Below are 21,842 nucleotides of genomic sequence, written 5' to 3'. Positions count from 1 at the left end.
GGGGCGAAACGGAGTTGAGCGCCGGGCCGCCGCTCCTTATCCGGACGGCCAGTCTCGCGTGCCGTGAATTGCCGCGCGGATCGAAATCAGTAAAATACCCCGCGAACAGGCTTCCCCGGCGTTCGCACCGGCGTCGACGTTGCCCGCCCCGGCTTCACGCGGGGCCGGCTTCGAGACGCCGTCGAGCGCGCCATTGGGAAGCCATGCGACAAAACAGCTTGCCCGCACCACGGGCACCCCACCTAACCTCATTGTTTCGTTTCGCTTTTTTTGAAAACTCAACGCATTGTCCACGGACCTGTCCACAGCTCCTGTGGACAACGATGAACCGACGCATCCGAGTCAACCATGTCTACGAAAAAGCCAAACGCCGCGTATAGCGAAGCGTCGATCAAGGTGTTGAAGGGTCTGGAGCCGGTCAAGCAACGGCCTGGCATGTACACCCGCACCGAGAATCCGCTGCACATCATCCAGGAAGTCATCGACAACGCGTCGGACGAGGCGCTCGGCGGCCACGGCCGGCAAATCACGGTCACGCTGCACGCCGACCATTCGGTCTCGGTCGAAGACGACGGCCGCGGCATTCCCTTCGGCCTGCATCCGGAAGAAGGCGTGCCGGTCGTCGAAATCGTTTTTACGCGCCTGCACGCGGGCGGCAAATTCGACAAGGCCGCCGGCGGCGCGTACACGTTCTCGGGCGGCCTGCACGGCGTCGGCGTGTCGGTCACCAACGCGCTGTCCACGCGCCTTGACGTCACCGTGTGGCGCGAGGGCAAGATCGCCGAACTGAGTTTCGCCAATGGCGACGTCGCCAAGGAGCTGGAAGTGCGCCCCGCCGCGAAGGGCGACAAGAAATCCGGCACGCGCGTCACCGCGTGGGCCAATCCGAAATACTTCGATTCGCCGAACCTGCCGCTCGGCGAATTGCAACGTCTGCTGCGCTCGAAAGCGGTGCTGTTGCCGGGCGTGGAAGTCACGCTGATCAACGAGAAAACCGGCGAACAGCAAAGCTGGAAGTACGAAGACGGCCTGCGCGGCTACCTGCTCGAAGGCATGAACGGCAGCGATCTGCTGATTCCGCTGTTCGAGGGCGAGCGTTATGTCGAGAACTCGCGCGCGAGCGAAGAGACCTTTGCAGAAGGCGAGGGCGCTTCGTGGGTCGTCGCGTGGAGCGAAGAGGGGCCGCTCATGCGCGAGTCGTACGTGAACCTGATTCCGACGCCCGCGGGCGGCACGCACGAATCCGGCCTGCGCGACGGTCTTTATCAGGCAGTGAAAAGCTTTGTCGAGTTGCACAACCTGCAGCCCAAGGGCGTCAAGCTGCTTGCCGAAGACGTATTCGCGCGCGTGTCGTTCGTGCTGTCGGCGAAGGTGCTCGATCCGCAATTCCAAGGGCAGATCAAGGAACGCCTGAATAGCCGCGACGCGGTCAAGCTGGTGTCGTCGTTCGCGCGCCCGGCGCTGGAGTTGTGGCTGAATCAGCATGTGGAGCACGGCAAGAAACTCGCGGACCTCGTCATCAAGCAGGCGCAGGCGCGCACGCGTGCCGGCCAGAAAGTCGAGAAGCGCAAGAGCTCGGGCGTCGCCGTGCTGCCGGGCAAGCTGACCGATTGCGAATCGACGGAAATCGGCCGCAACGAACTGTTTCTCGTCGAGGGCGACTCGGCGGGCGGCTCGGCGAAGATGGGCCGCGACAAGGAATATCAGGCCATCCTGCCGCTGCGCGGCAAGGTGCTGAACACGTGGGAAACCGAGCGTGACCGGCTGTTCGCCAACAACGAAGTGCACGACATTTCGGTGGCGATCGGCGTCGATCCGCATAGCCCTGACGACAAGGTCGATCTGTCGAATCTGCGCTACGGCAAGATCTGCATTCTGTCGGACGCCGACGTCGACGGTTCGCACATTCAGGTGCTGCTGCTCACGCTGTTCTTCAAGCATTTCCCGCAGCTGATCGAACGTGGCCACGTGTGCGTGGCGCGGCCGCCGCTGTTCCGGGTCGACGCGCCCGCGCGCGGCAAGAAGCCCGCGCAGAAGCTGTATGCGCTCGACGAAGGCGAGCTCGAAGCGATTCTCGACAAGCTGCGCAAGGACGGCGTGCGCGACACGCAGTGGTCCATCAGCCGCTTCAAGGGGCTCGGCGAAATGAGCGCGGAGCAGTTGTGGGATACCACCATGAACCCCGACACGCGGCGCCTGACGCCCGTGGCGCTCGGCGAACTCGACTACGACGCCACGGTCGCGCGCATGACGATGCTGATGGGCAAGGGCGAAGCGGCGTCGCGGCGCAGCTGGCTGGAAGAAAAGGGCAACGAAGTGGAAGCGGATATCTGAGCGCGCGCATAGCGAATCAAGCGCGCATCGGTATAGGAAACGCACGGCAACTTCACGCCAAACACGGATACGGAATCTAGATGGACGACGATAACACTCTCGACCTTTTCACCGAGCCGCCGCCCCCGGAAGGCGACTTTCTCACGCTCGGCAATTACGCGGAACGCGCGTACCTCGACTATGCGGTGAGCGTGGTCAAGGGTCGCGCGCTGCCGGATGTGTGCGACGGCCAGAAGCCGGTTCAGCGCCGCATCCTGTTCGCGATGAACGACATGGGCCTCTCCGATAACGCGAAGCCGGTCAAGTCGGCGCGCGTGGTCGGCGACGTGCTCGGTAAATATCACCCGCACGGCGACCAGTCGGCGTACGACGCGTTGGTGCGTCTCGCGCAAGACTTCTCGATGCGCTATCCGCTGATCGACGGTCAGGGCAATTTCGGTTCGCGCGACGGCGACGGCGCGGCGGCCATGCGGTACACGGAAGCGCGCCTCACGCCGATCGCGAAACTGCTGCTCGATGAAATCAACCAGGGCACGGTCGATTTCATGAAGAACTACGACGGCGAGTTCGACGAGCCGAGGCTCTTGCCCGCGCGCTTGCCGTTCGTGCTGCTGAACGGCGCGTCCGGCATCGCGGTGGGGCTGGCAACGGAAATTCCGTCGCACAATCTGCGCGAAGTGGCGGCGGCAGCGGTTGCGATGATCCGCAATCCGAAGCTCCAGCACGCCGAGTTGATGCAGTACATCCCCGGTCCGGACTTTCCGGGCGGCGGCCAGATCATCTCGAGCGAAGCGGAAATCTCCGCCGCCTACGAATCCGGCCGCGGCAGCCTGAAGGTGCGCGCGCGCTGGAAGATCGAGGAACTCGCGCGCGGCCAGTGGCAACTGGTCATCACCGAACTGCCGCCGAACACGGCCGCGCAGAAGGTGCTCGAGGAAATCGAGGAGCAGACCAATCCGAAGATCAAGCTCGGCAAGAAGGCGCTCACGCCGGAACAGTTGCAGACCAAGCAGACCATGCTGGCGCTGCTCGACGCGGTGCGCGACGAGTCCGGCAAGGACGCGCCGGTGCGTCTCGTGTTCGAGCCGAAGTCGAGCCGCATCGACCAGACCGATTTCGTCAATACGTTGCTCGCGCACACGAGCCTCGAATCGAACGCTTCGTTGAATCTGGTGATGGTCGGCGGCGATGGCCGGCCGCGTCAGAAGGGGTTGAGCGAAATCCTGCACGAGTGGATCGCGTTCCGTTTCGCCACGGTGACGCGCCGCACGCGGCATCGTCTGTCCAAGGTCGACGACCGGATTCATATTCTCGAAGGCCGGATGATCGTCTTCTTGAATATCGACGAAGTCATCCGCATCATTCGCGAATCGGACGAACCGAAGGTCGCGCTGATGGCCGCGTTCGGTTTGTCCGACCGTCAGGCCGAAGACATTCTGGAAATCCGGCTGCGTCAACTGGCGCGGCTCGAGAAGATCAAGATCGAGAAGGAACTCGCCGAACTGCGCGACGAAAAGGCCAAACTCGAAGAACTGCTCGGCAGCGAATCGGCAATGAAGCGCCTGCTCATCAAGGAAATCGAGGGCGATGCCAAGCAGTACGGCGACGAGCGCCGCACGCTGATCCAGCAGGAAAAGCGCGCGACGTTCGAAGCGCGCGTGGTCGACGAACCGGTCACGGTCGTGGTGTCGCAGAAGGGCTGGGTGCGCGCGCTGAAGGGCCACGGGCTCGACGCGGCGGGCTTCACGTTCAAGGCCGGTGACGGCCTCTACGCGGCCTTCCAGTGCCGCACGCCGGACACGCTGGTCGCGTGGGGCAGCAACGGTCGCGTCTATTCGGTGGCGGTGGCAATGCTGCCGGGCGGCCGCGGCGACGGCGTGCCGGTCACGTCGCTGATCGAGCTGGAGTCGGGCAGCCATCTCATGCATTACTACGCCGCGTCCGCGGATCAGGCGTTGCTGCTCGCGTCGAGCAACGGCTTTGGCTTCGTCGCCAGGGTCGGCGACATGGTGAGCCGGGTGAAGGCCGGCAAGTCGTTCATGACGATCGACGCGGGCGCCGCGCCGCTCGCGCCGATGCCGATGCTGCCGGATGCGACGCACATTGCGTGTCTTTCCTCGGGAGGACGCCTGCTGGTGTTCGGCCTCGACGAAATGAAGACGCTCTCCGGCGGCGGCCGCGGCGTCACGTTGATGGCGCTCGACGACAACGAAACGCTCGCGCAGGCGCTCTCCATCAACAACGCGGGTGTGGTGTTGATCGGCACGCGCCGCGGTGGCCGCGTGGACGAGGAAAAGGTGAGCGGCGCCGCGCTCGCGCCGCATATCGGCAAACGGGCGCGCAAGGGGCGCACGCCTGAGAGCAAGATGAAGCTCGATGGCATGCGTCCGGTGCTGGCCGTTTAACAAAGCTTGACGCAGGAACACGGCGAGCGTCTGCTAGCATGCGAGACGCTTGTCGGCGTGGTACGAAACCGGGGAGCAGCCTGGTCGTTGCGGTGGACCTGCTGCGATAACAACTACAACACGACGTAAAAGCCACGAGTGCAGCGGAACTGCATGCGAGCCGCGCGGTCGAATGGGCTCTCAAGAAAACGCCGGGCCGTCCCGCGTTTTCCGCCCCGTGGAAAGTCCCCACGGGGATTGCCGCCGCGGGGGGAGGGCCTGGCTCGAAGCGCCGGGTCTGGGCGCATGCCATTCAATAGCCGCTGCTACTATCACTCGTCATCAACGATGTGGCGCCGTCGGGAGAGGAAAACAACATGAATAAGGCTATCGAACTCGCACTCTTTCTACATCTGCTCGCGGTTGCGGTGTGGGTAGGCGGAATGGTGTTCGCCCATTTCTGTCTGCGTCCGGCGATTGCCGATCTATCGCCTCAATTGCGCCTGCCGCTGTGGGAATCGGTGTTCGGCCGCTTCTTCAATTGGGTCGCCGCGGCCGTGCTGGTGATTCTCCTCACCGGCGGTTTCCTGCTCATGCAGTTCGGCGGCGGTCACGGCACCTGGCCACTGCATGCCATGGCGGGCCTCGGCATCGTAATGATGTTGATCTTCGGGCACATCCGGTTTGCCGTGTTCCCTCGCATCCGCCGCGCAGTGCAGGCGCAAAAATGGCCGGACGGCGCGCGGGCCGTCGGTACGATTCGTCGTCTGGTGCTGATCAATATCGTGCTGGGCGTGGTGACGATCGGCGTCGCGGTGCTCTCGCGCGGCTTCTGAGGCGAGACATCTAAAGTCCGCTAGCCGCGCAGCGACACCGCCGCGCGGCACGCCCATCCGGCGTGGCGCCTTCGCGCGCGGCCGCCGTCTGAATCCTTCGCGTCACGGCCGTCTAAATCTGCGCGCCATAGGCGAGCCACAGCCCGCATACCACGGCCACCGTCCCGTACACCACATACACCGGCACCTTCAGCTTCGCGAAGCACATGCCGGAGAACAGCGCGGTCAGCAGATAAACCGGATTGAACGGTACATGCCCGGCAATGCGCAGCACGGCCACCGCGAGAAACGCGGTCGTGACGGCGCGCAGCATCCGCATGCCATGCTCGAAGCGCGGATTGGCCTTCAACTGATGCAGATGCCGTTGCGCGAGCACGACGAGACAGCCCGACGGCACGAATAGCGCCAGCGTGGCAATCAGCGCACCCATCCAGCCATCCACCAGATAGCCGAAGAACGGCACCACGTTCAGCAGCGGCCCGGGCGACAGCGGCGACAGCGAGAAGGCCAGTGTGAAGTCGTTATCGGAGACGCCGATCGCCGGCGTGACGAACAGCGTCTTGAGCACCGGCAACGCCGAGAAGCCGCCGCCGAACAACGTCATGCCGGCGCCGGCGAGCCGTGGCCACAACAGCGCCAGGTCATAACGATGCGGCAGCGGCAGCGCAAACAACACGAGGAACAGGCTGAGGGCGCTCAGCATCTGCCAGTCGCCGCGCGCGATCGAGACCACCACGGGCGCGTTGCGAACCGGGCTAACCAGCCAGCCGGTGCCGAACGCCGCCCCGAGCATGACGACGTAAGCCGCCGGACTGTGCGCATAGAAGAGCGCGACGCAACCGAGCACCGTCGCGATCCATTCGAGCTTGCCGCGCACCAGCGCGCGCGTCTGCTTGTACCAGGTGATCGCGATCAGCGTGGCCAGCACGACGCTGAAGTGATTGAGCAAGGTTTGCGAGGCGGCGGCGCGCACGAACGGCGTGCGGTAGAAGATCGCGAACAGCGTCATCAGCATGAAAAACGGCAGCACGCTGGCAATGCCCGCGATCCAGGCGCCGGCGCGTCCGCGCAGCGCGTGCCCCAGTTGCACGGCGACGTTGCAGCCCACCGGGCCGGGCACCATCCAGGCAAGCGCGATCAGATCGGAGAAGGCGACGCGCGAGAGGCGTCCTTTGCGTTCGACGTAATGGTTTTCGAGTTGCGCCATGAGGGCGAGGCCGCCCCATGACAACGCCGACAGGCCAAACACGACCCGGAACAGCGTCCATAGCGGTTCCCGTTCACCTCGTCTGGCAGCATCCTGGCTCGCGATCGTCTGCATGGCGCCACGCGCGCCCGGCAGACGGGCGCCGTCCTTTGAGATTATCTTGGTGGTTTGACGCGGTCGGCAGCGCATCGTGCCGTGACCAGTACAGCGAGAATGTAGCCGGTTTGCGGCGTCGCGGGTAGAGCATCCGCGACGACCCGCGTGGCCCGCTGCGTTCAGGTGTCGGTACTGGACACGCTGATGGTGCTGTCGGTCTGGTTCGCGACACGCCGCCCCGTGCCCGTCATCCCGCACACGCCGAAGCGCTCCAGCAGCGCCGGAATCGCGTCCACCGGCACCGGACGCGAGAACAGGAAGCCCTGCGCCTCGATATGGCCGAGCGCGGCGAGCCAGGCAATCTGCTCTTCGGTCTCCGTACCTTCGACCACCACCGTGAGCCCGAGCGAGCGCGCCAGATTGACGATCGCGGTGACCATCACGCAGACGCTGCGGTCGCCCGGAATTGCCTGGATGAACGAACGGTCCACTTTCAGCGTGTCCACCGAGAAACGGTTCAGATAGGACAGCGACGAATAACCGGTGCCGAAGTCGTCGAGCGCGATGCGCACGCCGAGGCGCTTCAACGCGAAGATCTTCTCCGAGACGAGTTCGGGATATTCCATCATCGCCGTTTCGGTGATTTCGAGTTCGAGGCGGCGCGCGGAAATGCCGCTTTCCTCGATGGCCCGCGAGATGGTTTCGTACAGGTCGCCGCGCCAGAATTGCACGGCCGAGATGTTCACGGCGAGCGAGAGCGTGTCGTAACCCTGTTGCTGCCACAACGCCAGTTGACGGCAGGCGGTCTCGATCACGAAGTCGCCGATCGGCACGATGAGGCCGGTCGATTCCGCGACCGGAATGAATTCGTTAGCGGGAATCAAGCCGTGCTGCGGATGATTCCAGCGCACCAGCGCCTCGAACCCGGTGATGCAGCGGCGCGTCAGATCGATCTTCGGCTGATAGGCGAGGAACAGTTGCCCTTCGGCGAGCGCCACGCGCAACTGCTGTTCCCACTTCATCAAATGATCGGCGCGATGCGAGAGTTGCGGCGAGTAGAACTGATAGCAGTTCTTGCCCGCGTCTTTCGCGCTGTACATGGCGAGGTCGGCCTTTTTCAGCAGGTCGATCTCGCTTTCGTTGGCGACCGAGTAGAGCGCGATGCCAATGCTCGCGTGCAGGACGAACGAACTGCCGCGCACCTCGAACGGTTTCGCGAACGCCTCGGCCGCGGCTTCGGCCAGCGTGACGGCGCGCTTCTCGACGTCCTCGCCCTTGATCACGACGACGAACTCGTCGCCGCCGATACGGCTTAACGCGCCGCCGTCGGCCACCGCGGCGGCGAGCCGTGAGGCGGTCATTTGCAGCACGATGTCGCCGGCGTTGTGGCCGAGCGTGTCGTTGACGGTTTTGAAGTTGTCGAGGTCGATGAAGAGAATCGCGAGGTGGCCGAGGTTGGCCGACTGCGCCACGTCGTGCCGCAGGCTTTGCAGTGTCGCGTAGCGATTGCGCAAACCGGTGAGCAGATCGTATTCGACCAGATGAGTCATCTCGCGCTCGCGGCCGAGCAGCTTGCCGATCAGGCCGGTCGCCACGGCGAAGAAACTCAGCATGGCAAGCGAGATGAAGCCTGCCATCAGCAGATAGACATTGCGCGTGTGATTGTAGTCGGCGAATTCTTCCGCTTGCGACAGACCCACCAGCACGCCGAGCGGATAGCCGTCGATATGCCGGTACGACACGATGCGCGTGACGTTGTCGATCGAATCGACATAGGTGCCCGACACATGTTCCGAGGTCGGATACGTGCCGCTCGCGGAGAATGCGCCGCTCGCGGTGTCGGCGGTGCCGGTGCGGCGCGCGAGCACGGCGCCGTTGTCGGAGATCACCGCGATCACGCCTTCACGGCCGATGGCCGCGTTGTTGTAGAAATCGGACGTGAAATAGCTGGGGTCTTCCGAGACCACCACGACGCCCGCGAACGAGCCGTCCGGATGATTCAAACGCCGCGTCATCTGCAAGGTCCAGTGACCGGACACGCGCCCGAGCACCGGCTTGCTGATATACAACTGGTCGTCGTTCTCGTGTTCGTGAACCTTGAAGTGTTCGCGGTCGGATAGATCGATGTGCTTGGGATTGAGTTCGGCCGTGTTGGCGATCAATGTGCCGTGTTCGTCGATCAACGATACCTGCACCAGCGTCTCGCTTTGCACGACGCCTTTTTCCACCGTGCTGGAGAGATCGAAATGATTCGGCGTTTTCTCGAACTCGAACTTGACGAAGCGGGTGATCTGGTCGACCTGGTGAATCGCCTTGACCGTGTGCTGCTCCAGCGCCGCGGAGAGAATCGCGGCAGAGGCCATGGCTTCGCGATAAGTGGCCTCTTTCTCGACCGACAGGCGCGCGAAGATCACCGTCCAAAGCAGAATCAGGACCAGCACGCCGAGCGCGGGAATGGCGAGGAACGCGCGACGGCGCGACGCCGTGGGATCACGGCGAGATCTGGCTTCGCGCTGGTCTGAGAAACGGGACTGGCTCATCGGGCAGCCCGTGCCTGGGTGCCGGCCGGTAACAAACGCGCGAGAATTGACTGCGCTAGATTCATGGGTAGCTGCATGGTGACCAAGGTGCCGGGACTGCTGCGCAGAATAAAGGAGCGTGGCGCCGTGCCTGACCATCCGCGGGTCATCGGGTACGTTTCGATATTACTTAATGCCAATGGATTAAGGAAGCATCCGCGCATCGGGTATACGCGGGAGCGGCAAGCCGCCTCATGCGGCGAATCGGACAGCCGGCGTGGCCGGCCTTGAAGGCGTTGCGTCGCGGTCGGTTTCGAGTGTCTCATTGGCAGTCGGTGCTCCGGCATTCAGGTGTGCCAAGCCTTTCCCTATGCACCGCGCATTCGATGGTGCATACGATCGCATGCGATGCGGCGTTTTGTGGCCAGGCGTGGCGAGGCGGGGCGAACCCTGCCACGGTCACGATTGCGAGCCTGTGTCCATGCTCGAACTATGCAAGGAGCGAGCCGATCAGGGCAGGCGGAAGGTGCCGTCGACGATCGTCAGCGACGCTCCGCCAATCCACGTCTTACCGCGTCCCCGAAGTGGATCCCCGGCGGGGCGCGCATCGTCGTAGTGCACGCAGACCTGGCCCGCACGGCCGAGCACGGTGCCTTGACGCACCGAATAGCGTGGACCCGGGCGCAACTGCTGGGTGCTCAGCAGGCCCGCGAGCGCCGCATTGGCACTGCCGGTCACAGGGTCTTCACCGACGCCGAAGCCACCCCCGGGCATCAGGCAGCGCATCTCGAAGGTGGCCGGGCCATCGGCCTCGTGCGGGCCATAGACGGCGAGCCCGTGGGTATGCACCGAATGCACGAGGTCGGCGAGCGCGGCGGCGTCGGGTTCGAGCGCGAGGCAATCACGCGCCGAATTGACGCGCACCACGAGCCATGGCGCACCGTTGTCGACCGCGCAGGGTGCCGCGCTGAAATCGATCGCTTTGCTACGCAAAGCCGTAGACAGCGCCGCGTGGCGATCTTCGGCAAGCGGCGTGACGCGTGCGGGCGGCGCGGCGAAAGCCCACGCGCCGTGCGGTTCGGACAGCGCCTCCAGTTCGACGAGCCCCACGCCGCACTGTTGCACGAGCTTGCCAGCCTGCTTTGGCTGATAGCCGCTTTCGAGCAGCGCGTGCGCGGTGCCGAGCGTGGGATGACCGGCGAACGGCAATTCGCCATGCGTGGTGAAGATGCGCACACGATAGTCGGCGGCCGGATCGCTGGGCTTCAACAGGAACGTTGTTTCCGACAGATTGGTCCAGCGAGCGATGGCCTGCATCTGCTGTGCATCGAGCGCGTCGGCGTCGAACACGACGGCAAGCGGATTGCCTTTGAACGGCACCGACGTGAAGACGTCGACCTGTTTGAAACGGACAGTGTGGGCGGGCATGAGGCGCGGTTCTGCGAACCAAACGGATGGATAGAGTTGGCGGATTCTATCTGTTGACGACGGAACCATCTACCTCGCCACAAATGCAAAACGCGCCGCGGGTGGCTGACACCTCGCGACGCGTTTGCTTGCGCACGGCGCCGGACGAACCGGCGGCCGTTGCGGGCCGCCCCGGCAAGGCGGCTCGCAAGGCCGGGCGCGTTACTCGACTTCGGCGATCAACTCGATCTCGACGCACGCGCCGAGCGGAATCTGCGCGACGCCGAATGCCGAGCGCGCATGCTTGCCGCGTTCGCCGAACACATCGGCGATCAGTTCGGACGCGCCGTTGGTGACCAGATGCTGTTCGGTGAACTCGAGCGTCGAGTTGACGAGACTCATCAACTTGACGATGCGCGTGACACGGTTCAGATCGCCCACATGCGCGTGCAGCGTGGCGAGCAGATCGATGGCGATGGCGCGCGCGGCGGCTTTGCCTTCCTCGGTGGTGAGGGTGGCGCCGAGCTTGCCGGCCCAGACCTTGCCGTCTTTCTTGGCGATGTGCCCGGACAGGTACACCGTGTTGCCGCTTTGCGCGCTCATCACATAGGCGGCTGCCGGCGCGCCCGCGCTCGGCAATTCGATGCCCAGTTCCTCGAGCTTGTCGTACACATTCGTTTGAGCCATGTTGTGTCCTTGATCAGTAGTGGAGTTCGGTAGACGCGAAACGGGCGAAGACCGCGCAAACAACGCTCAGATCTTCGCGCGGATCAGCGCGCCCAGGCGCGACACGCCTTCGTCGATTTTGGCCGGCGGCACCGTGACGAACGACAGGCGCAGCGTGTTGTGTTGCGCTTCATTCGCGAAGAAGGGGCCGCCGGGCACGAACGCGACGTTCTGCGCGACCGCTTCTTCGAGCAGCTTCATGCTGTCGATCTGCGCGGGCAGATTCACCCACACGAACATGCCGCCTTCCGGGCGGTTCCAGCTTACGCCTTCCGGCATGTAGCGTTCGAGCGCGGCCAGCATCGCCGCGCATTGATCGCGATACAGCTCGCGAATGGTCGGCACGTGCGTGTCGAGGAAGCCATCCTTGATCACTTCGTACACGATGCGCTGCGTGAAGCTTGGCGTGTGCAGATCGGTGGCCTGCTTGGCCTGCACGAGTTTGAAGATCAGCTCTTCGGGCGCGATGATGTAGCCGACCCGCAGACCCGGCGCCAGCACCTTCGAGAACGAACCGAGGTGGACGATATGGTCCGGCGCCATCGACAGCATGGTGGGCAGCGGTTCGCCCGCGTAGTCGAGCGCGCCGTACGGGTCGTCTTCAATGACCGGGAACGGCGCGGTCTTCGCGAACTCGGCGAGCGCGCGGCGGCGTTCGACCGGCAGGCGGCGGCCCGTCGGATTCTGGAAATTGGGCTGGGCGTACAACAGGCGCGCGCCGGCGGTCAGTTCGGGCGTCAGCGCTTCGGGGATGAGGCCTTGCTCGTCGGTCGGCACTTGCACGTAACGCGGCTCGTACATCGAGAACGATTGCAGCGCGCCGAGGTAGGTCGGCGTTTCCACCAGTACCGGGCTGTCCGGGCACACCAGCACTTTGCCGAGCAGGTCCAACGCCTGCTGGGAGCCGGTGGTGATCAGCACCTGGCTCGGGCGAATCTGTGCGCCGTTGACCGAATAGCGCTTCGCGATCCATTCGCGCAGCGGCAGGAAGCCTTCAGTCGCGCTGTATTGCAGCGCCGCGGCCGGCTCGTCGCGCAGAATGCGGTCGGCTGCCGCGCGCATGCGTTCGGCCGGGAAGGTAGTCGGCGAGGGCAGGCCACCCGCGAACGAAATGACTTCAGGCCGCTCCGTGACCTTCAGAATCTCGCGGATCGCCGAGCTCGTGAGCTTGCGTGCGCGTTCGGACAATTGCCACGTGGGGGCTTTCAAGTCGCTTTGGTCCATGGTCTCCTCTGCTGGTACTGGAACCGGTCAAAACTTCGATTATCGCGCGAGTCGGCGACCCGCGCGCGCTGCTTATTTAAGGGTCCGTAGACCGTCGGGTGTTTCAAACTCGGCGACGAGCGCCGGCGCGCCGTCCGTGGGCTGCAACTCGATCAGATGCGCGGCGCCCAGCCACCGCAGTTGCGCCGCCACCGTGTCGGCTTGCGGGTGCGCGCCCTTCAGGGCCTTCAGCGAGATGCCCGTTTCCGGCAGGACCGCGGACGGATGCCGCACCGTGTCCCATTGGATCAGCGAGGGCAGCACGCCGTCGCCGGCGCCTTGCCAGGCGGGGAATGCGCCGTCGTCGGGCACGGTCAGGCCCCAGCTGAAATCGCCGCGCGTCATCGGAATCACCGGAGCAATGCGCTGCGGATACTGCGCTTGCCACGTCGGGAGGTGTTTCGGCCGCTCGACCCGGGCGACCCAGTGCGACAGATACGGCCCGTTTTCGAGCCGCGCGTGCGTGGCCGGGTCGTCGAGGGCGAACAGGCGGGCGCGCGGCGCGTCGCCGCCTGCAGGCCCATTGTTCGGTGACGCGGCCAGCGGATCGATCGCGATCACTTCCAGATACACGCCGCCCCACAGGTTCAGAAGGCGGTTGTGCGTGCGCATCAGCGGATGCGCGCCGCCGCCGGCCGGGGCGACGCCGAGCGTGTCGGCGACGTACTGCGTGCCCTCGTCGAGGGTGCGGGCGGAAATCACGAGGTGATCGAGGCGGAGCGGATGAGCAGTCATGACGGGTCGGGGAAACGGTGTTCTGCGGTAAACCGGAGCGTGCCGGGTGTGGCGGCAGCGCTGCCGGGGCCGTAAGCATAACCGTTTGCCGGATCGGCGGGCCATGCGGATGGCGGGTCGGCAGGGTTTTGCCGGATGACGCGGGAGGATCGGCTGGGGAGCCAGATACCCCGCCGGCAGGCGTCCCATCCTTTGCTTGTCTCAAATGTAGCGGCGCGGACCGGCACAGTAACGATACAATCGATTCGATACTATTCGGTACAGTTGGAGCCCGTTTATGTCCGTCCCGCTTGCCCAGATTCCCGTCCCGCACGACACGGCGTCGCTGACCCTGGTGGAGCAGCTCGTCCAGTGGGCGCGCCGCCGCATCGAGGAGCGCGTGTTTCGCCCCGGCATGCGCATGCCGTCGATCCGCAAGCTCGCGCTCGACAAAGGCGTGTCGCGCTTCACGGTGGTCGAGGCGTACGAACGGCTGGTGGCGCAGGGGTTTCTGGAGTCGCGGCGCGGATCCGGGTTCTATGTGCGCGAGCGCCTCGCCGCCGCGGCCACCGCCCCCTCCGGCAGTCATCCGCGCACCGAGGCGGCGCCCGCCACCATCGACGTGGTCTGGCTGCTGCGCAACATGCTGCACACCGGCGCGCGTCCGGAGCGCAGTCCGGGCCTCGGCTATCTGCCGGCGCGCTGGCTCGACGGCGACCTGATCACCAATGCGCTGCGCACCCTCGGCCGGCAAAGCGGCGCGCAGATGCTCGGCATCGGCACGCCGCAGGGTTTCCTGCCGCTGCGCCAGCAGTTGCAGACCCGGCTCGAGGAACTGGAGATCGGCGCTTCGCCGGATCAGATCGTGATGGTGTCCGGCATCACGCAGGCCATCGACCTGATCTCGCGCATCTACGTGAAACCGGGCGATGCCGTGATCGTCGGCGATCCGGCGTGGTTCCAGATGTTCGGGCGTTTCGCCTCGCAGGGCGCGCGGCTGGTGGGCATGCCGTACACGCCCGACGGCCCGGACCTCGACGCGCTCGAGTCGCTGGTGCAGACCTGGCGGCCGAAAATGCTGGTGATCAATTCGGTGTTGCAGAACCCCACCGGCACGTCGCTTACGGCGGCTCAAGCGTTCCGCATTCTGCGTCTTGCCGAGGCGTACGACTTCATCGTCGTCGAGGACGATATTTACGGCGATCTGTGTCCGCCAAGCTATCCGGGCACGCGGCTCGCAAGCCTCGACCAGCTGAAGCGCGTGATCTACCTCAGCAGTTTTTCGAAGACGCTCGCGCCGAATCTGCGGGTCGGTTTCATTGCCTGCGCGCCCGAGGTGGCGACGGCTGTCAGCGACCAGAAGATGCTGGTCGGCATGACGAGCCCGGAACTGAACGAGCGTGTGCTGTACAAGATTCTGACCGAGGGGCACTACCGGCGCCATGTCGAACGCCTGCGCGTGCGGCTCGACGGCGTGCGCGAGAAATCCGTGCGGATGCTGGAGAAGACCGGCCTGAAGCTGTTCCTGACGCCGATGGCCGGCATGTTCCTGTGGGCCGACACCGGCGTCGACGCCGGCGCGCTGGCGGCCGCCGGTCACGAAGCGGGGTTTCTGCTCACGCCCGGCAGCCTGTTCTCACCGCAGCAGTCGCCGACCACCTGGATGCGCTTCAATATCGCCAACTGCGGCGATCCGGAGCTGGCCACCTTTCTGTGCCGCTATCTCGACAGCGTGGCGCGGCGCGCCTCTTGAAACCGCGCCGGCTTGCCCCCAATTAGGCGGACGATCCGGCGAGCCAGCAGCCAGCAGCCAGCAGCCGGCAGCCGGCAGCCGGCAGCGGGCGGCAAGCAGCCAGTAGCCGGCAGGCAGCGGTCAGCAGCCAACGGCGGCGATCAGCCAGCGGCTTCGGCGTTTGGCCCACCGGCCGGCGGCCCGCCAGCGGATCGGCCGCAACGAACGGCGCCGCGCCCGACTTGAACCCCATTCGCAACAGAGAGGAAGTCCGACCATGGCACAAGAAACCATGAGCTTTCAGGCAGAAGTGAAACAGCTTCTGCACCTGATGATCCATTCGCTGTACAGCAACAAGGAAATTTTCCTGCGCGAACTGATTTCGAACGCGTCCGACGCGGCCGACAAGCTGCGCTTCGAAGCGATCGAAAACAGCGCGTTGTACGAGAACGATCCGAATCTGCGGATTCGCGTGTCGTACGACAAAGCCGCGCGCACCATCACGCTCGACGACAACGGCATCGGCATGAGCCGCGACGAAGCGATCGCCAACCTCGGCACGATCGCCCGCTCGGGCACCAAGGAATTCTTCGGCAAGCTCTCCGGCGACCAGCAGAAAGACGCGGCGCTGATCGGCCAGTTCGGCGTGGGCTTCTATTCGGGCTTCATCGTCGCGGACAGGATCACGGTCGAAACACGCCGCGCCGGTTTGCCGGCTTCGGAAGGCGTGCGCTGGGAAAGCGCGGGTGAGGGCGACTTCGCCGTCGAGCAGATCGAGCGCGCCGCGCGCGGCACGACCATCACGCTGCATCTGCGTGCGGATGAAGACGAACTGCTGTCGTCGCATCGTCTGAAATCGATCATTCAGAAGTACTCCGACCATGTCGCGCTGCCCATCCTGATGCAGAAGGAAGAGTGGGACGCCGAAAAGAGCGCAATGGTCACGAAGGACGAAGACGAGACCGTCAATCAGGCCAGCGCGCTGTGGACCCGTGCGAAGAGCGACATTACCGACGAGCAGTACAAGCAGTTCTATCAGCACCTCTCGCACGACCATCAGGACCCGCTCACATGGACGCATAACCGCGTCGAAGGCCGCAGCGAGTACACGCAATTGCTGTACGTGCCGGCCCACGCGCCGTTCGACATGTTCAACCGCGACTATCGCGGCGGCCTCAAGCTGTACGTGAAGCGCGTGTTCATCATGGACGACGCCGAGCAACTGCTGCCCGCCTATCTGCGCTTCGTGAAGGGCGTGGTCGATTCGGCGGACCTGCCGCTGAACGTGTCGCGCGAAATCCTCCAGGAAAGCCGCGACGTGAAGGCGATCCGCGAAGGCGTGACCAAGCGCGCGCTGTCGATGCTCGAAGAGCTGGCCAATTCGGATAACGAGGCCGACAAGGAAAAGTACGCCGGGTTCTGGAAGGAGTTCGGCCAGGTGCTGAAGGAAGGCATCGGCGAAGACTTCGCCAATCGCGAGCGGATCGCGAAGCTGGTGCGCTTTGCGTCGACCCATACGGACACGCCGGAGCAGACCGTGTCGCTCGCCGACTACGTCGCGCGCATGAAGCCCGAGCAAAGCAAGATCTACTACGTCACCGCCGACACCTGGCAGGCCGCGACCCACAGCCCGCACCTCGAAGTGTTCCGCAAGAAGGGCGTGGAAGTGCTGCTGCTGACCGACCGCGTGGATGAGTGGATCCTGTCGTTCCTGAACGAGTTCGAAGGCAAGCCGCTGCAAAGCGTGGCGCGCGGCGATCTCGATCTGGGCGCGCTGAACGACGAGGAAAAAGAGGCGCAGGAAAAGGTCGGCGAAGAGTTCAAGCCGCTCGTCGAGAAGATGAAGGAAGCGCTCAAGGACAAGGCCAAGGACGTGCGTCTCACGTTCCGCCTGACCGATTCGCCGTCTTGCCTCGTGGCCGACGACGGCGAAATGAGCGGCTACCTGCAACGCATGCTGAAGGCCGCGGGCCAGCAAGCGCCTTCGTTCCATCCGATTCTCGAAGTGAATCCGGAACACGCGCTGGTGAAGGGGCTGCATGCGGACAGCGCGAACTTCGACGACTGGTGCCATTTGCTGTTCGACCAGGCCCTGCTCGCCGAAGGCGGCGCGCTGGAAGATCCGGCGAGCTTTGTGAAACGCACCAACGCGCTGCTGCTGGCGGGCGCGAATCAGGCGTGAGTCGCGCCTGATTCCGCTGCGTCGCGCTGACGCTTGGGGTTGAGAAATGCGCTGCTTCGGCAGCGCATTTTTTTTGTCCGGCGCGGCGAAGTCGAGGCCGCTTCGGCGGTTCGAAGCGGAGCGCTCAACGCGCCGGCGCAGGGCCCTCCACATGGCGCACTTGCGAGAGCACGCAACCGGCCAGTTCCTTTGCCTCGTGACACGAAACATGATCGGCCAGCACTTTCGCCGCGAGACTGCCGATCGCCTTGCTGGTCTGTTTCGACGTGTGATGCTGCGCCAGCGCCGATCCCGCGAGTTCCTTTTCCAGTTGCGCGATACCCGTGCGCCGCAAAACGACAGCGGCCAGATGCGCGATGCGGTCGGACGTTTCCTTCGATTTTGCCGTGTTCAAACGTTGCTCCATGTTGTGATGGTTGATCGGGTCGGCCGGTAGGGTCGGGCCCATCGTCGACTGAAATTAATTATGGTTAACTAACTAAATAGAATCAACGATATTAAATTGAGATTGGTTTGTGAGATGCCGCGATTCGGCTTTATCTTATGATCGCGCGATTCTGATTCGGAGGCTTGAAGGATTATTTGCAATCTTTAAGCACCGTAAGCATTCGATCTTATTTTTGTGATTGCGCGTTCGCGCGTGACAACCGCGCTCCCGATTCCCATGTCCGATTCAGCCCTGGCCGTACCTCTCGATTCCCTTCATGTCCTGTGGTCGATCCTGCGCGAACAAGGCTTCGATGCCGCCGCGCGGCGCGCGATCGAATTGGCCGCGGCGGGTGTGACGCCGCAATTGCACGCCGACCTGTGCGCGAGCGCGGGGCGTTTCGAGGAGGCCTATCACAGCGCGTCGCAGGCGCCGGCGTGCGCGAACGCGGCGCGCCATGCCCGGCTGGCGCTGTTTGCCGATGCGCTCGGCCAAACCGACGCCGCGCAACGCCACAGCGAACTGGCGGTGGCCGCGCAGCCGCTCGAGTCGACGATCGATTGGGCGGTCTGGCTGATCGATGACTGCGGCGCGCAATCGGCGGCGGTGCCGATGCTGCGCGCCTATGAGCGTCGGGCGCCGCAAGACGCGCGCGGACCGTGGTGTTTGTCGATCGCGCTGGCCGCACTGCCTGGGGTGAGCGCGCGGGATGCGCGCCGCGCGGCGCTGCTGCGGGCGTATGCGCTCGACCCCGCGATCGATCCGGCGTTGCCGTTGCAACTTGCTTTAGCGTTGCGCGAGATTCGCGACTGGCCGATGGTCGAGCGCATCTGCCGCGAGAGTCTGGCGCGCCACCCCGCCGATGCGGAAATGGCGTGGCAACTCAGTCACGCGCAATGGCAATGCGACGACGCGGCGGCGGCGGAGGCCACCATGCGCGCGGTGGATGCCGCCGCGCCTGGCAATGCGGACGTGCTGTCGGCAATCGGCATGTATCTCGGCGAGCAGGCGCGCTACGAGGAGAGCGAAGCGGCGCTGCAAGCGGCGCTCGCGATCGATCCGTCCGCCGTGCAGGCCGCGGTCGATCTCGCCGATCTGGGGCTGCGGCGCGGCGCCTGGGCGAGCGCGTGGCCGCGTTTCGAGGCGCGTCTCGCGCGCGAAGACCGCGAGCGGAACAACGTCGTCAGCTTGATGACGCGCGTGTGCCCGCGCTGGCGGGGCGAAGCGCTCGCCGGCAAGACGCTGGTCGTGCACAGCGAGCAGGGCAGCGGCGACGACATCCAGATGGTCCGCTTCATTCCGTTTCTGGCCGCGCGCGTGGGCGACGAAGGCGGCCGGCTGGTGCTCGCCGTGCGGCGCGCGTTGCACCCGCTGTTTGCGCGCTTCCACGCGGACTGCGTGTCGATCGAAGACGGACCGCTCGGCACGCCGCACTACGGTTTGCCGATGATGAGCCTGCCGCTCGTGCTCGGCCTCCAGCCCGAACAGGTCCGTGGCACGCCGTACCTGCGGGCCGACGCAACGAAAGTGGCGGCATGGCGCGAACGGGTCGGCGCATGCGCGCCCGATGCGAAGTGGCAGATCGGCCTGGTCTGGTCGGGCAGCCCGACGCATCGGCGCGACGCCAAACGGTCCATTCCGCTGGCGGCGCTCGCGCCGCTGCAGGCGCTGCCGGATGTCGTCTTCCATCCGCTGACGCCCGGACGTCACGCCGACGTGACCGCGCTCGCCGCGCAAGGTTTTCGCCTGTGCGATCTGACCGGTGACTATGCGCACGGGTTCGACGACGTGGCGGCCCACCTCGCCGCGCTGGACGCGGTGGTGACGATCGACAGCGCGCCGTTGCATCTGGGCGGCGCGTTGGGGCATCGCGTGCTGGCGATGCTCGATCACGTCTCGCACTGGTCGTGGGGCACCGAAGAGTCGCAGCCCTGGTATGACTCCGTCGACCTCTACCGGCAGCCGCGTCCTGCGCAATGGGCGCCGGTGGTCGAGCGGGTGGCCGCGCGTCTCGCGACGATGATGTCGCCCGAACAAAAAGCCTGAACGGCGCGGGCCATTGCAGATCGAGCAACTCACGCAACTGATTGATTGATGTTGATGCACGAAACAGATTTACTACCTGACACCGGCTTCTCCAACCATGTCGGCGCGATCACCGCGCATGCCGACGCCTGCTTCGCCGCAGGGCGCCATCATGAAGCGATTGCCGCCTACGAGCGAGTCCTCGGGGAATACCCGCGAAACGTCCACGCGCTCCACCGACTCGGCCTCGCGTCCTTTCGCATCGATCGACCTGAGCGGTCGCGCGAGTATCTGGATCTGGCATTGCACATTGCGCCTGAGCGCGCGGATATCTGGGAGCATCGCGGCTTGATCGCCGCGCTGGGCGGCGAGCTGATCGCAGCCGAAGCGTTCTACCATCGCGCCATCAGCGTGGGTGGCGGCACCGCGAGCCTGCATCGCAATCTGGGCGACTGCCTGAAGCTTTCGATGCGGCTCGCCGAGGCACGCGGACATTACCTCCGGGCGCTCGAACTCGAGCCGTCATTGCATCATGCGGTGCGCGCGCTCGCGCGAATCAGTACGGAGCTCGACCATCACCAGCACGCAGCGGACTACTGGCTGCGCGCCTGGCGGCTCGACCCGGCGCAACTGCCGGACGCGCTCGAGTTGATCGCGGCTCTGTCGAAAGCGCAGCGCGGCGCGGAAATCGACCGCGCGCTCGCCGAGCTGCGCACTCGCTTCGCCGCCGACGCCTGCGCGCTGCAACAGCTGGCTTATGCGCTGAATGGCATGGAGCGTTTCACGGACGCGATCGGCGTCGCCCTCGACGGTATCGGTGTCGATCCGTACAACGGCTGGCTGCATCACAACGCGTCGTTTGCGTTCAACATGCTGGGCGAGTTTTCGTCCATGCATGCGCACGCCGTCGAAGCCGCGCGGCTGATGCCCGATCATCCGCTGATGCAATTCAATCTCGCCGCCGCGCAGCTGCGCGCGGGCGATTTTGAAAGCGGCTGGAAGCAATATCGTTGGCATGAGGCGTTGCCGGAGAACCGCGATCTGGCTCGGCCCGATTGTCCGGAGTGGCAAGGCGAGCCGGTGGCGGGTTGCCGTTTTCTGCTCGTCGGCGAGCAGGGGCTTGGCGATCAGTTGCAGTTCCTGCGCATGGCCGACTGGTTACAGCGGCGCGGCGCGCAGGTCGATGTCTGGGTCGAGGTTCCGCTGGGCGAAGTCGCGCGTCTCGCGGCGGGTGTGCATGCCGCGTGGACCACCGCGCCGCCCGGACCGTACGACTACTGGTGCCGGATGCTCAGAATGCCGGAACCGATGAAACTGGCTCTGCCGATGTTGCCGCTCGCCACGTCCTATCTGCGTGCGGCGCCGGCCCAGATGCAGCGTTGGCGGAACCGCCTCGACGCAATCGGTCCGGTCGACGCGTGCGGCCCGTTCAGAAAGCGCGTTGGCATTGTCTGGGCCGGCAATCCGGCGTATGGACTCGATCGTTATCGCTCCGTTCCTTTGCAGCAATGGCTGCCGGTTCTGGAGCAGACGGGAGTGAGATGGTTTTCGCTGCAAAAGGGCGAAGCCCACAACGAGGCGGTGGGCTGGCGCGCGGATATCGGCCTGCACAGGCTCGGGCCGGAGATCGGCACGTTCGCCGATACGCTCGCGATCGTGCAGTCGCTCGATCTGGTCATTACGGTGGACACCGCGGTGGCCCATCTGGCGGGCGCGTGCGGCACGCCGGTCTGGGTGCTGGTGCCCACGTTCACCGACTGGCGCTGGATGACCGAGCGTGACGATAGTCCTTGGTATCCGTCGGCGCGTCTGTTCAGGCAGCGTGAGTTGGGACGGTGGGGCACCGTGCTCGACGAAGTCGCGCTCGCATTGCGCGAGTTTGTCGCTGCCTGAAACCTGCGAGCGCTCAGACGCGATCCGGGTAGCGCAGAAGCGGGGCTCCAGCCGGTGTGCTACATGACCCGCGTCGTAATCGCCGGAATCGGCTGAA

The 21,842-nt window shown here is 64.9% G+C and carries 15 protein-coding genes; 7 read left to right on the top strand and 8 right to left on the bottom strand.

The window, feature by feature from the left end:
- Window positions 1–36: 36 nt before the first annotated feature.
- Entirely contained in the window at window positions 37–294 is a 258-nt protein-coding gene (locus tag CJU94_RS19310) for a hypothetical protein (protein ID WP_157763773.1), read from the bottom strand.
- A 54-nt stretch (window positions 295–348) separates the two neighbouring features.
- On the opposite strand from CJU94_RS19310, the gene CJU94_RS19305 reads away from it, so the two are divergent.
- The 3 genes from CJU94_RS19305 to CJU94_RS19295 all read left to right on the top strand — a co-directional run bounded on the left by CJU94_RS19305 (window position 349) and on the right by CJU94_RS19295 (window position 5,554).
- Window positions 349–2,334, top strand: a complete 1,986-nt coding sequence (locus CJU94_RS19305; protein WP_095420064.1) for a DNA topoisomerase IV subunit B — start codon at window positions 349–351, stop codon at window positions 2,332–2,334.
- Window positions 2,335–2,414: 80 nt separating this feature from the next.
- Window positions 2,415–4,739 carry a DNA topoisomerase IV subunit A gene (gene parC, locus CJU94_RS19300; protein WP_095420063.1) on the top strand — a complete coding sequence of 775 codons (2,325 nt, stop codon included), beginning with the start codon at window positions 2,415–2,417 and terminating at the stop codon, window positions 4,737–4,739.
- Window positions 4,740–5,095: 356 nt separating this feature from the next.
- The gene (locus CJU94_RS19295; protein ID WP_095420062.1) at window positions 5,096–5,554 is read left to right on the top strand and encodes a CopD family protein; all 459 of its coding nucleotides are present in this window, start codon (window positions 5,096–5,098) and stop codon (window positions 5,552–5,554) included.
- Window positions 5,555–5,666: 112 nt separating this feature from the next.
- On the opposite strand, the gene CJU94_RS19290 is transcribed toward CJU94_RS19295, so the two are convergent.
- The 6 genes from CJU94_RS19290 to CJU94_RS19265 form a co-directional block, all read right to left on the bottom strand.
- Window positions 5,667–6,875 carry a chromate transporter gene (locus CJU94_RS19290; RefSeq protein ID WP_095420438.1) on the bottom strand — a complete coding sequence of 403 codons (1,209 nt, stop codon included), beginning with the start codon at window positions 6,873–6,875 and terminating at the stop codon, window positions 5,667–5,669.
- A gap of 161 nt (window positions 6,876–7,036) precedes the next feature.
- Window positions 7,037–9,397: a bifunctional diguanylate cyclase/phosphodiesterase gene (locus tag CJU94_RS19285; protein WP_095420061.1), complete on the bottom strand. Its 2,361-nt coding sequence runs from the start codon at window positions 9,395–9,397 to the stop codon at window positions 7,037–7,039.
- Between the two features lie 489 nt (window positions 9,398–9,886).
- Window positions 9,887–10,804 (bottom strand): PhzF family phenazine biosynthesis protein, encoded by a 918-nt coding sequence (locus CJU94_RS19280; protein ID WP_095420060.1) that lies wholly within the window; start codon window positions 10,802–10,804, stop codon window positions 9,887–9,889.
- A gap of 201 nt (window positions 10,805–11,005) precedes the next feature.
- Window positions 11,006–11,470, bottom strand: a complete 465-nt coding sequence (locus CJU94_RS19275; protein WP_095420059.1) for a RidA family protein — start codon at window positions 11,468–11,470, stop codon at window positions 11,006–11,008.
- A gap of 66 nt (window positions 11,471–11,536) precedes the next feature.
- Window positions 11,537–12,733 carry an aminotransferase-like domain-containing protein gene (locus CJU94_RS19270; RefSeq protein ID WP_095420058.1) on the bottom strand — a complete coding sequence of 399 codons (1,197 nt, stop codon included), beginning with the start codon at window positions 12,731–12,733 and terminating at the stop codon, window positions 11,537–11,539.
- A gap of 72 nt (window positions 12,734–12,805) precedes the next feature.
- Window positions 12,806–13,507: a VOC family protein gene (locus tag CJU94_RS19265; protein ID WP_095420057.1), complete on the bottom strand. Its 702-nt coding sequence runs from the start codon at window positions 13,505–13,507 to the stop codon at window positions 12,806–12,808.
- A gap of 277 nt (window positions 13,508–13,784) precedes the next feature.
- On the opposite strand from CJU94_RS19265, the gene CJU94_RS19260 reads away from it, so the two are divergent.
- Both CJU94_RS19260 and htpG read left to right on the top strand, forming a co-directional pair.
- Window positions 13,785–15,239, top strand: a complete 1,455-nt coding sequence (locus CJU94_RS19260; RefSeq protein ID WP_095420056.1) for an aminotransferase-like domain-containing protein — start codon at window positions 13,785–13,787, stop codon at window positions 15,237–15,239.
- A 256-nt stretch (window positions 15,240–15,495) separates the two neighbouring features.
- Window positions 15,496–17,400, top strand: a complete 1,905-nt coding sequence (htpG, locus tag CJU94_RS19250; RefSeq protein ID WP_095420054.1) for a molecular chaperone HtpG — start codon at window positions 15,496–15,498, stop codon at window positions 17,398–17,400.
- Between the two features lie 124 nt (window positions 17,401–17,524).
- Here htpG and CJU94_RS19245 read toward each other — a convergent pair whose 3' ends face one another.
- Window positions 17,525–17,806 carry a hypothetical protein gene (locus tag CJU94_RS19245; RefSeq protein ID WP_095420053.1) on the bottom strand — a complete coding sequence of 94 codons (282 nt, stop codon included), beginning with the start codon at window positions 17,804–17,806 and terminating at the stop codon, window positions 17,525–17,527.
- 258 nt (window positions 17,807–18,064) lie between these two features.
- Between CJU94_RS19245 and CJU94_RS19240 the strand changes: the two genes are divergently transcribed.
- Window positions 18,065–19,873, top strand: a complete 1,809-nt coding sequence (locus tag CJU94_RS19240) for a glycosyltransferase family protein (RefSeq protein WP_095420437.1) — start codon at window positions 18,065–18,067, stop codon at window positions 19,871–19,873.
- Between the two features lie 48 nt (window positions 19,874–19,921).
- Window positions 19,922–21,745 (top strand): tetratricopeptide repeat protein, encoded by a 1,824-nt coding sequence (locus tag CJU94_RS19235; protein WP_095420052.1) that lies wholly within the window; start codon window positions 19,922–19,924, stop codon window positions 21,743–21,745.
- The last annotated feature ends 97 nt before the right edge of the window (window positions 21,746–21,842 follow it).

Origin of the sequence: Paraburkholderia aromaticivorans, from assembly GCF_002278075.1 — a bacterium.
Lineage (GTDB): Bacteria > Pseudomonadota > Gammaproteobacteria > Burkholderiales > Burkholderiaceae > Paraburkholderia > Paraburkholderia aromaticivorans.
Note: the sequence above shows the minus strand (reverse complement) of the source record. Positions and strands in the feature narration are given on the sequence as shown.